The 1402-nt window shown below is 61.0% G+C and carries 3 protein-coding genes; 2 read left to right on the plus strand and 1 reads right to left on the minus strand.

Annotated elements, in window-relative coordinates; genetic code table 11:
* A partial coding sequence (locus DBR23_RS27055; protein ID WP_146191466.1) for a cation transporter occupies positions 1 to 356 on the minus strand: 356 nt, incomplete at its 3' end.
* 273 nt (positions 357 to 629) lie between these two features.
* On the opposite strand from DBR23_RS27055, the gene DBR23_RS27060 reads away from it, so the two are divergent.
* Entirely contained in the window at positions 630 to 1064 is a 435-nt protein-coding gene (locus tag DBR23_RS27060; RefSeq protein ID WP_056637555.1) for a Cd(II)/Pb(II)-responsive transcriptional regulator, read from the plus strand.
* Between the two features lie 60 nt (positions 1065 to 1124).
* Entirely contained in the window at positions 1125 to 1316 is a 192-nt protein-coding gene (locus tag DBR23_RS27065) for a heavy-metal-associated domain-containing protein (protein WP_056637557.1), read from the plus strand.
* Positions 1317 to 1402: the final 86 nt, after the last annotated feature.

Below are 1402 nucleotides of genomic sequence, written 5' to 3' on the forward strand. Positions count from 1 at the left end.
GCCGCCGCCAGGGCCATGCCAATGCCCTTGAAGGCCAGCGTGTCTGGAGAGAAGAAGGCCACGGCTTCGGCGCAGACGGCCAGGCCCAGCGCCAACCCCATACGCCCGAGTTCGTCGGTGGTGGAGGCCCGCCCAGGGGCTTCGCCCGTTGCCGCAGCGGTTGCCACGGGCTGCGGGTCGAACCCTGCCTTGCGAATGGCCGCCAAGGCTTGAGGAATCACAGCATCAGGGGCGTCAATGGTCAGCGTGCGTGCGCCGAGCTGAAACCCCAGGCCGCGCACCCCGGCAATTGACTCCAGCGCGCGGCGGATCTCACTTTCTTCGGCTGCGCAGTCCATGGCCTCGATGCGGAACATGGCTCCCTGGGGGCCACGCCCATTTGCAAACGAAGGCGCTGCGGTTGCTAGCGAATGTGGGGTACAGCAAGTATCTGGAGAGGCCGCAACCGGGCTGGCGCAACAGGAATCAAGCTGAGTAGAGACGGGAGCGGCTGGAGCGCAGCATGGGTCCTGGGAGGTTGGTTTTTGTGCTTCGTCGCAGCAGGATTTCATAAATTTCTCTCCTTGATGCCTCGATTGGAAACCTTGGAGTAGCTACAGTGTCAAGACCTCCAATATCCAGCTCTCAACATGCAGATCAAGGAACTGGCCGCCGCAACAGGCGTTGACGCCGAAACGATCCGTTTTTACGAAAAGGAAGGCTTGTTGCCCCAGCCCGCGCGGCTGGCCAACGGCTATCGCAACTATGCTCCCGCTCACCTGGAGCGGCTGTCCTTTGTACGGCACTGTAGGGCACTCGACATCCCACTGGCAGATGTGAGGAGCCTGTTGGGTGCGCTAGATGCGCCCCAGGAGGCGTGCGCAGACGTCAACAATCTGATTGACGACCAGCTAAGTCGGCTGCGCGCTCGTCTCATCAGCATGATGGCGTTGGAAAAGCAACTGCTGCAGCTGCGCTCAGCATGCAGTGGAGAGCATGCGCATCAGAGCTGTGGAATTCTTAATGAGCTTGTCGCGGCCGCCCATGGCGAGGCGTGTCTGTGCCATGGAGGAAAAAGTGGTTGACCTTGCCACTGTGGCAAGTCCGAGACTGCACGCCTCTCAACTCTTTGCCACGAGAAGTAAATGCATGAATTTCAGCTTCCCGACATGACCTGCGGGCACTGCGCAGGGATGGTGAACCAGACACTGCAGATGGTGGATCCCGGCTGCAAGGTGCAGGTGGACATGTCCAAGCGCTTGGTTACGGTGCAGAGTGCTGAAGACCGCCTGACGCTTGCGGAAGCGCTCACCGAGGCGGGCTATCCGCCCTCTTGACTACGCGTCCGTACCACAAAAGATCTGCTCCGGCACACGTTCATCGCGGCGGGCATTGACACCGCCTTGGAGCCGCCGACCATCGC

It is taken from the genome of Acidovorax sp. HMWF018 (assembly GCF_003061035.1).
GTDB classification, from domain to species: domain Bacteria; phylum Pseudomonadota; class Gammaproteobacteria; order Burkholderiales; family Burkholderiaceae_C; genus Acidovorax; species Acidovorax delafieldii.

Coding starts and splice junctions, on each gene's coding strand:
- DBR23_RS27060 (WP_056637555.1), top strand. CDS start 630: ATGCAGATCAAGGAACTGGCCGCCGCAACAGGCGTTGACGCCGAAACG.
- DBR23_RS27065 (WP_056637557.1), top strand. CDS start 1,125: ATGCATGAATTTCAGCTTCCCGACATGACCTGCGGGCACTGCGCAGGG.